Annotated in this window: 8 protein-coding genes and 1 pseudogene; 7 read left to right on the forward strand and 2 right to left on the reverse strand. The window is 39.1% G+C overall.

The window, feature by feature from the left end; translation table 11 throughout:
• The coding region (locus tag G327_RS25520; protein WP_019617209.1) for an IS66 family transposase at window positions 1–342 on the forward strand (342 nt) is incomplete at its 5' end.
• Between the two features lie 296 nt (window positions 343–638).
• Window positions 639–1,259 (forward strand): helix-turn-helix domain-containing protein, encoded by a 621-nt coding sequence (locus tag G327_RS0123250; protein WP_019617210.1) that lies wholly within the window; start codon window positions 639–641, stop codon window positions 1,257–1,259.
• 541 nt (window positions 1,260–1,800) lie between these two features.
• Here the strand turns inward: G327_RS0123250 and G327_RS0123260 are convergent.
• Window positions 1,801–2,094 carry a PTS sugar transporter subunit IIB gene (locus tag G327_RS0123260; protein ID WP_019617211.1) on the reverse strand — a complete coding sequence of 98 codons (294 nt, stop codon included), beginning with the start codon at window positions 2,092–2,094 and terminating at the stop codon, window positions 1,801–1,803.
• 949 nt (window positions 2,095–3,043) lie between these two features.
• Here G327_RS0123260 and G327_RS0123265 point away from each other — a divergent pair.
• The 5 genes from G327_RS0123265 (at window position 3,044) to nagE (ending at window position 8,782) form a co-directional block, all read left to right on the forward strand.
• Window positions 3,044–3,898 (forward strand): hypothetical protein, encoded by an 855-nt coding sequence (locus G327_RS0123265; RefSeq protein WP_019617212.1) that lies wholly within the window; start codon window positions 3,044–3,046, stop codon window positions 3,896–3,898.
• A 67-nt stretch (window positions 3,899–3,965) separates the two neighbouring features.
• Window positions 3,966–6,077 carry a YjbH domain-containing protein gene (locus G327_RS0123270; protein WP_019617213.1) on the forward strand — a complete coding sequence of 704 codons (2,112 nt, stop codon included), beginning with the start codon at window positions 3,966–3,968 and terminating at the stop codon, window positions 6,075–6,077.
• A gap of 507 nt (window positions 6,078–6,584) precedes the next feature.
• Window positions 6,585–6,710 carry a hypothetical protein gene (locus tag G327_RS27595; protein WP_281167246.1) on the forward strand — a complete coding sequence of 42 codons (126 nt, stop codon included), beginning with the start codon at window positions 6,585–6,587 and terminating at the stop codon, window positions 6,708–6,710.
• Window positions 6,711–6,988: 278 nt separating this feature from the next.
• Window positions 6,989–7,186, forward strand: coding sequence for a hypothetical protein (locus tag G327_RS27240; RefSeq protein ID WP_211217271.1), 198 nt, complete (start codon window positions 6,989–6,991; stop codon window positions 7,184–7,186).
• 111 nt (window positions 7,187–7,297) lie between these two features.
• Complete coding sequence (nagE, locus tag G327_RS0123280) at window positions 7,298–8,782, forward strand: N-acetylglucosamine-specific PTS transporter subunit IIBC (RefSeq protein WP_019617215.1); 1,485 nt, start codon at window positions 7,298–7,300, stop codon at window positions 8,780–8,782.
• A 91-nt stretch (window positions 8,783–8,873) separates the two neighbouring features.
• Here nagE and G327_RS27245 read toward each other — a convergent pair.
• Window positions 8,874–9,207, reverse strand: a pseudogene (locus G327_RS27245) (IS4 family transposase); the annotation flags it as partial.

Genomic DNA, 9,207 nt, shown 5'->3' on the forward strand with positions numbered 1-9,207 from the left:
GAGCAAGTACCGCCGAAAAGTGCGCTTGGAAAAGCCGTCAGTTACAGCATTAATCAGTGGCCTAAGCTGGTGCAATATATTAATGACGGTCAATTATCTATTGATAATAATCGTGCAGAGCGGGCGATCAAACCATTTGTTATTGGTCGTAAGAACTGGTTGTTTGCTAATACTAAAAATGGAGCTGTAGCCAGTGCGATTCTTTATAGCGTTATCGAAACGGCGAAAGCAAACGGGTTAATGCCCTTTAACTACTTAATGCACTGCCTTGAACAGTTATCAAATCAGCCAGATGAGATAGATTCGCTCTTGCCATGGAACGTAAAACTCGAGCCAGTGTAGTTGGCCGGACGCTTACCCTTAATAAGGTGGTGTTTGTTGTTTAAAGGTTGAACTTAAACCGGAGAAGGCATAGACATAGATTTTTGTAAGCTTAATCTGCTTTGAATATACGTGTGGCCGGATATGGCAAAGGTTGAGTGCGCAGTGTTTTTTTTGTTTAAAGTAGTTATTTTGCTTCTGAATAAGCGTGCTTTGTTATTTGTAAGGTTGAATTAAGGAGGTGTTTGCCTATTTTTGTGTAAAAATCGTACTGTTTATTTTAAACATACTATTAATAACAGAGAAGATAGAGAGTAATGACCTTTCAATCAATATTAAAAATATTATTACCAGAGTGCAATATTCAACAGTACTCTGCCCAACAGATATTAAATGATATTAATAAGGATTCTGTTCGTTTTTTACTTAAAGGCAGTGCTAAGTCTTTTATTAAATTTGAACATAAAAAATCAAAAGAGCTTCTTTTATTTGATTTAGGTGCTGGTGATTTGTTTGGCGATATTTCTTTTTTTGCGGGACAAAAAGCTGAAACATATGATAGCTATGTAAAAACAAATGAAATATGTGAAGTAGCTGAAATGCCTTCCGAAGTTTTTAAAGGTATCATTTTATCTTCTCCTCAAATATTGTGGTACTTTTCAAAACAAATAGCCATGCAGCTGAATAATTGTAAAGAAAAACTAATTTCGAGAAACTACTCGTATTCAATTCGACTGAAACAACTCTTCTTGATACTTATGAATAAGCCTGATGCAATGACACACCCTGACGGTATACAAATAAAAATATCACGCAAAGAAATTGGATTACGCCTTGCTATATCACCTTTTACTGTAAGTAAAACTCTTGCTGAATTGAAAAATGAAAAAATGATTCAATTTGAAGATCGCTCCCATAATATTGTCATTCTGAGATGACCTGCTGTTTTTAATTTCGAACAGTTTTGTATGAAACAGTTGAAATATACTGAGATTTTGCTGCTAAGCGCTTATTTGCCTGTCTGCTCTTGTTATTGTTTATAAATAATAACAAGAAGGAATTACTATGCAGTGTCAGTTAGTTAAATATCAGTGGCCAAACTTCTCGCAAAAAACTGAATTCTGCGCTGCAGTTAGGATTATCATCTCTGTCGTCAGTTTATGATCATATGACTTTGCGGGTGCATGAGCAGACGGCCGCTCAGACGCTGCAGGGGAAGTGACAGGAGCGGGGGAAAGTTATCTCAGCAGCTGATATGGCTCGTTTCTGGCTGGTGCGGGATGCGGTGTTAGAGTCCAAAAGAGACAAGGACAGTGCTTAGAAAAGTAGTTTTGCAGAGTTGTTTGCCGGGCTTAAAAGCAGATAGTTTATATGTGTGCTGGTTACTGCCTTGCTGCAGGTTGAGCAGTTCCTTTAACAAAGGGGGGGCTTAGTGCTGTAACTCGCTTCTTGGAAATAGGAAAATCCGCTTGAACGAACTCAGTTTAAGCGTTGATCGATCAGCTGATAATAACTGTTGGCTTTCATTCCATAGATAATCTGAATGTGATTCTTATCGACGGGCACAACCTCAATTGCTCCATTTCTTTTCAGCGCTGCTGTGTCAATGATCTCTGCATTCAGCAAGGTTAATCTTAGTCTTGTTGCACAAGCGCCGGCATCAGAGATGTTTTCTAGCCCGCCTATAGCCTGCAGAATATCATCTACCTCTTGCGCTAAGTTTTCGTTTACTTTGGTTAGACTTTTTAATACTTGAAGCAGTGATTTCAGCATAGCAGTTGCCTTTAAAAAGAATGATCTTAGTGACATTAGCATTAGCGGCCTAATAAGTTAAACAGTTGGATCGTGACGATGATCAATTAATAAACTGTGTGAATGAAAATGATAAACTGCTGGGCTGTAATGATAGCTGTCTTATATCTAAGTCTGAACAAACTAAGGCTGTAGAACAACTCCATTTTCCTGAAACTGAGAAATCAAGTATCTGCTCGATGGGGTGATGGTGTGAAAAATTGTGTTACCTAACCCGCAAGTATGATATGAAAATTTGACTTTTATTGTTCGATCTAGGCTAACAATAATCTACTTAGCCACTTCCCGTCAGCAGTAACTGACAGCCATTCACCAGTCTCTCCAACGATAGCCATTCTGCTTATAAAGTTCCGCCTGCAGGTGTGTTTTCTGGTTTATTAAGTTATTGACGTTCTTTTTCAATCGGATGAGTTATGCCTGCCTCTGGGTTATTAAAGTCAGAATCATTCACAATAGGGGGATCTATACCAGCGCTCGGGTTATCAAAACCAGGATCGTTATTCGCTATGCTGCTGTTTGATCAACAACCGGCTAAAAAAAATGAAGAGATGAGGACTGTTGTAATAGCTGTTTGTTTAAGTTTTTAATTATTTCGGTGCACCGGCAGGTCTTACTGTTTGATTTCTCTTTGAATTCACTACCATAACTTGTTATCATAAATAAATAAAATTGAGAGCAACATCAATTTATTTTATTGTTTATTTCAGATTATGAATCTAATGTTTATTTGACAGCTTTTAATAAAGCTACTTAATTAATTGAAATATATAACTCAATGTACGACTGTTAAGGCAATAAAAAGTCAAGGAAATGTGTAAAGTTATCTTTTGGTGCGTAAGTATCATTTCAAAAAACAGCTAAACGTTAATTTTTACATTCAATTTAAACTAACTTAAGTAAGGGAAGCAAAGTGAAATATAAAATTTTATCTACATTGATCGCAAGTGCATTACTTGGCGGCTGTTTTGGGAATGATGATAGAGCTGTACATAATACGCAGGCATTCGATCCTGCTGTTGCTAATATGGATGTTTCATATTCTTGTACCGACGGCACTGCAGGTGCAGCAGGCGTAACAGATGGATATGGTAAGGTAAATATTACCCCGTTAACTGTTGTGACAACACCAGAGACCTGCTCTCTTTTATTTGTTGCACGGAGCAACTCTGTTGATATGTCAAATGGTAAAAGCATGGCTGGTGTTAGTTATACTGTTCCTAAAGGTATGTCTGTTGCTGGTAACTTAACGACTGGGACACCGCTCTCTACTTTAATAGCCAAATCATTAGGTGATGAGCCGTATACTGAAGCTGCTGCAACTCAAGTTCTAACGGACTTAGGTTTAGATTCTCTTTTAAATGACGGTGTTTCAATTTCTGATTTACTGCTTAATACCGAAGCAGTTGCAGCGTCTTTACCTGCTGCATCTAAATCAAAACTATTAGCAACAACAGCAGTGCTAAGTGATACAATCCTAAATGCAGATACGAGTGCAACTGCTGAGGAATTAAGCGCCGCTGCGGAAGCAATATCAGCAACAGTATTAACAACCTATCCGCTTTATCCATCAAGCACGGCTGATGGAACGGGTGATGATATTTTCTTAGAAATTCCTAAATCGACAGTTGATGGTGCAGTTGCAGATCCGGAGGCTACGGTTACATTACCTCCAGCTCAAGAGGCCGTTCCAGTCGATCCAACTACCCCGCCAACAGGTGGTACTGGTGGTACTGGCGGCGGCTCCGATGACTCCACTGGAGCTTAATCAGTCTCGCTAAATTTAAGGCACTTTCGAGTGCCTTTTTTCTACCTTAATTTCTGAGTTTCCCTATATGCGTTTTTCTAAATTTATTTATCCTATGCTCTTCTGGTGGTCATTTCCTGCTGCAATACAAGCACAAGGTATGGACAATTTATTATCATCGCAAAGCTTTACCGGTGGTTTATTAACCCCTAATGCACAAGTAATGGATCATGGTGATTTCTCCTATTTATATGGTAGAGGTGTACCGTACCAGCAAAAAATTGCTGAACTTGATAATCATTTCTTTAGTGTTGGTTTATTTCAAGGTTTAGAAGTTGGCGGCCGAGTGGTAACCCAAACCTATGATTGTAATCTTTATTTGGAAAGCGGCTGTGGTATACGCGATCTTTCAACCTCTTTTAAATATCAGCTGCCCTTTATTTATGATTATACCGGATTAAATCTAGCTGTTGGTATTCAAGATGTTGGAGGTGCCGCTAATAATTTTGAAGCCGTCTATGGTGTTGCTGATTATGAGTTTAGCGATTATCCCGTTCGTCTTAGTGCTGGTTATGGTCAGTCGAAACTAAGTAATGACATTATGAATGGTGCTTTTGGTTTAGTTGAACTGCAGCCGTTATCATTTATGCAGCTCATTGCTGAATACGATGCCTCACAAGTTAACAGCGCGGCAAAATTATTTACGCCAGAAGGTTTATTACCGTTAAAGAGTCAATTAGCAGTGCAGTATCAAATTCATACCGGCCATGACTCCAGCTTTGACAATAACCAGCATATCTGGTCGGTTAATGCCTCTATTCCGCTGCTTGGTTTTAATTTTAATCAAGCGCAGGACTTTACAAATAAAGAGTATCTTACAACACTAGATTTAATCGCCATTGAACAGCAAAAAACTGACTCTGCAGATCTCAACGCTTTGAAAAAAGCATTAAAGGATGAAGGATTTTTAAATATAAGGATCGCTTATAATGACCGCAAAATCTTTATCGCGTTAGAGAACCGTCGTTATAACCAAAACCAGCTTGATGGTATCGGGGTAGCGTTAGGTATTATCTCAAGCTATGCAGGTAAGGGCCTGTTTGCTGATTTAGGCATTGATGAATCGCGCCAAAATATTGAGTTATACAGCTTAACTAATGATATTCCTGTTTTCAAAGTGGTGACATCTGCAGACTGTTACCGTGAATTTATTAAAACAGGTGAAGAATGTAAAGATCTGCAGTTTCAGAGCAGTGATGTACAGCTTGCTTATCAAAATACAGCCTGGTTTGATGAAAAAGAACAATCTGGTTTTGGCCGTACGCAGGTGATCCTTTCACCTGCTTTACGTCATAATGATGCAACGGAATATGGTGTATACGATTACTCTTTAGCATTAGCGACCAATATTTATACCCCTCTTTGGAAAGGGGCTGCCGTTGATCTTCGTCATCTATTACCTGTCTCAAATAGTGATGATTATGATGATGGAAAAATATGGCAGAATAGCCGCTTCGAAAACAAAGTCGATCGTGCTTTATTACATCAAGCATTTCAAATACCTTTTAATATTATGACTCAGTTTTCAGGCGGTTATGTTTATGGTGGTTATGTGGGCCTAATTAATGAAAGTCAGTGGGTTTCTGAGAGCGGCCGCAATAGCTTAGGTTTTGAGATTAGTGAATTTAGATACAAAGATGAGCTGGATGAACAAGGAAGAGTTGTTGCAAACCGTGCAACCACCTTGGGAAATTATCAAATATCAGTGCCGGAATGGGACTGGCAGTTTAAAGCGCAGGCCGGAAAATTTAGAAAAGGCGATACAGGCTTTAAATTAACCACTAGCCACTGGTTAGGGGATGTCAGACTTGATGCTAGTTTCCAGCAGTCGACAGAAGAGGATGCTGCACAATCTGAGCAGTTTGTAACATTAGGGTTAGCAATACCGTTAACCCTATGGCGTGATATGTCTCCAGGATATGTGCAAGTTCGTGGTATCGACCAATTTACCTATGCAGTCCAAACTCGTGTTGGAGAGGAACATAACAACCTTGGTACCGGACTTGGGGCTGATATTGGTTTACAGCATAACCTAAGCAGGCAATATAATAATCGCGATAGAATGTCAGTTGTCTATTTTGAAGAAAACAGCCAGCGACTTCGCAGTGCCTATTTGAGATATATTAAACAGGTTAACTAAGAAAAAAACCGCTATAAATATCAATTTATAGCGGTTTTTTATTATCTATGTCTGAGTAAATTATTTTAGATTTAGCATATTAATTTATGTGTGAATGACTCTTTGGTTGATACTCATCCGCTGATTTTTATACAGCCTCTTTCATCGACTTATCTGAGTTAATATCACAGCCCAGTCGCGTTACAATCTTAAATAATCTGGACTCGGAATAAGCGACATTCCTCAATACCGCTCTTTTTGCCCCTCTCTGCGTTAAGTTTGCTTGTAATAGCCTGCTATTACTTTACAAACTTGCCTTGGTAGGAACAAAAATTTCGGCATTGAATTATAGGTTAATTCAATGTTTTTTAATGCCCATTATCCCGAGTTTAGATTAAATATCTTCAAACCAACGTAATGGATTTTTAGCCCTGGCTAATTCCAACAACCCTGATCAGAAGTTATTTTTTGAATATTACAGGCGTAATGACTGCTCTCTATAATTGATTTATATCACGGTCAAAACAATTGAAATTTACCAAAAAACAAGTCGATTTAGACGGTACGCTGATCGACAGCGCACCGGATTTAGCATTAGCCGTGAACCATATGTTAACTACGTTGGAGCGTTCGATATTCAGTGACGATATTTAGTGATGGAAATGCCAAGAACAAGGTTTTGCAGGTTCAACAATTTTTTTATAACGCCATGACATACCTAAACGTTGCGGCACTTTTTCAATAATCGCTTTCATATTCATACATCGCCTTTCACATAGTGCTTAATAGTATTACTTTTTGCAAATATTGTACTTAAAAACAGAAGGGATGACAGCAGGTGATGGAATAGTACTTACATGTAATGTGATTGTACTACCTCTTATTTTTTTAACCGTTACAGTCAAAACATCATCAGTAAAGAGGAGAAATTCGTGAAATCTTTCATTACTTACATTAAACCGCATGTCAACCAAACTCGTCAAGACTGCTTATTGTTTGTGGTAAAAAGTTATGGGAAAAGTACGCGATCATTATGGCGAGCATTAGGTTACGACTCAGTGAGTGAGTTTGATAGTGCCTTATTCTTAGCCAGCATAAGCAACCTGCCGCGAGAAAACAAAAGGCAATAGAAACTTTAAGTAAATTCCCGCCATTCAGTGCTCACTTGCTCTCCCAAATCAATGAGCCTGAGTGGTGGTGAATTTACACATTTTGCAAACAAAAATAAAAGGTATAAAACTATGTTCACATATTTCCAGCGCTTAGGTAAAGCATTAATGCTGCCTATTGCAACCCTGCCGATCGCGGCAATATTATTGCGTTTTGGGCAGCCTGATTTGCTCGATATTACCTTTATTGCTACCGCCGGCAGCAGTATTTTTAGTAACTTACCTCTATTATTCGCTCTTGGCATCTCTGTTGGTTTATCTAAAGATGGTTCAGGTGCTGCTGCACTTGCCGGGGTTATCGGTTATTTTGTATTAACCGAAGCGACCATTGTTATTAATCCGGAGGTTAGATTAGGTTTCTTTGCTGGTATTATCGCCGGTATTATTTCTGGTCATGCTTATAATCGCTTCTATCAGGTTAGGTTACCTGACTTTTTAGCCTTCTTTGCAGGTAAGCGTCTAACACCAATAATGTCTGGTTTATTGTGTTTAGTCGCAGCCTTTATTTGTGGTGAAGTTTGGATGTATGTACAAAACGCGATCGATGCGTTTAGTCACTGGGTATCTCAAGGTGGCTCGATTGGGCACTTTATTTACGGTATTATGAACCGTGCTCTAATTCCATTCGGCCTGCACTATTTTTTACACTCAGTATTCTGGTTTAGTCTTGGTGAGTGTGTGAAAGTTGGTTATGAAGTCGCCTCTTCATTACAAGAAGTATGTTTAGCACCTGAGCTAGTGTCATCGTTGTCTATTGGCCAAGTAATACCGAACATTGATGGTTCTACGATTACATCTATTGCACAAGACGCTGCACGTGGTGACTTAAACCGCTTCTTCTCTGGTGATGATACTGCTGGTGTTTACATGGCGTGGGCATTCCCTGTTATGATGGGGGGCTTGCCTGGTGCTGCTGTTGCAATGTACCTGGCAACACCAAAGAATGAGCGTAAACTGGTTGCAGGCATGTTACTATCGTTAGGTTTCACTTCATTCTTAACAGGGATAACAGAGCCGCTCGAATTTAGCTTCTTATTCATTGCACCAGCTCTCTATGTAATGCATGCTGTCTTCAGTGGACTAGCAGTGATAATTACTAATTCAATGGGTATTTTACATGGCTTTGGCTTCTCCGCTGGTGCTATTGATTTTGTCTTAAATTGGGGACTTGCAACAAAACCTCTGGCACTTATTCCGCTGATTATTGCTTACTTCTTCTTATACGCGGTGACTTTCTACGCTGCTATTAAGATATTCAAACTATCGACTCCTGCTCCACCAGCAGAAACTACGGATGAAGAAGGTAACAAAGTTGCCTCAAAAGAAAAACCTGAAGCATTTATTCAGGCATTAGGTGGCGCAGAAAACATTAAGCATGTAGATGCTTGTATTACCCGCTTACGTTTAACAGTAGTTGACAGTTGTTGTTTTGACGAAGACAAGTTGAAACAACTGGGCGCGATGGGGGTCTTAAAAATTGGTGATAATGGTGCACAGGTTATCTTAGGGCCACGTGCTGAAAGTGTTGCAACAAGCATTAAACAACATATCGCGTAATAAGCACTCCAAACAACCTTAAAACAATACTCAGTCAGAGTTAGCACTACGGTGTTCGCCAAATAAATCTCGGTATTAACCGTAATGCCGTTCACTTAAGGTGAACGGCATTTCTTTTTTTAAGCGGGTAGCCATTTTTTGAACATTTCAATTCTCGGGGGGAACGCCTCTCTCGCCTTGCTGGCAAAACAAATTGTTTCGCACTTTTTGTTATATTCATCACATGCTTTGGGATATTTCCTGGTGAGCAAAATGGCAACATCGTTAACTCGTAGATAATATGCATGGATGCACCATGAAAGCTTAGTTGGTTAGGATGTATTCCATCGAGTGACTTTGCCATTAATACCATTTGATAACGTATTAAGTTATACGCTAATAATATCCCCCATAACTCTTGCTTTACTAATTCAGGCTGATTGCTA

Origin of the sequence: Psychromonas ossibalaenae ATCC BAA-1528, from assembly GCF_000381745.1 — a bacterium.
GTDB lineage: Bacteria > Pseudomonadota > Gammaproteobacteria > Enterobacterales > Psychromonadaceae > Psychromonas > Psychromonas ossibalaenae.

Excerpts from the sequence above, each read along its gene's own strand:
- G327_RS0123250 (WP_019617210.1), top strand. The coding sequence starts at position 639 with ATGACCTTTCAATCAATATTAAAAATATTATTACCAGAGTGCAATATT.
- G327_RS0123260 (WP_019617211.1), bottom strand. The coding sequence starts at position 2,094 with ATGCTGAAATCACTGCTTCAAGTATTAAAAAGTCTAACCAAAGTAAAC.
- G327_RS0123270 (WP_019617213.1), top strand. The coding sequence starts at position 3,966 with ATGCGTTTTTCTAAATTTATTTATCCTATGCTCTTCTGGTGGTCATTT.
- nagE (WP_019617215.1), top strand. The coding sequence starts at position 7,298 with ATGTTCACATATTTCCAGCGCTTAGGTAAAGCATTAATGCTGCCTATT.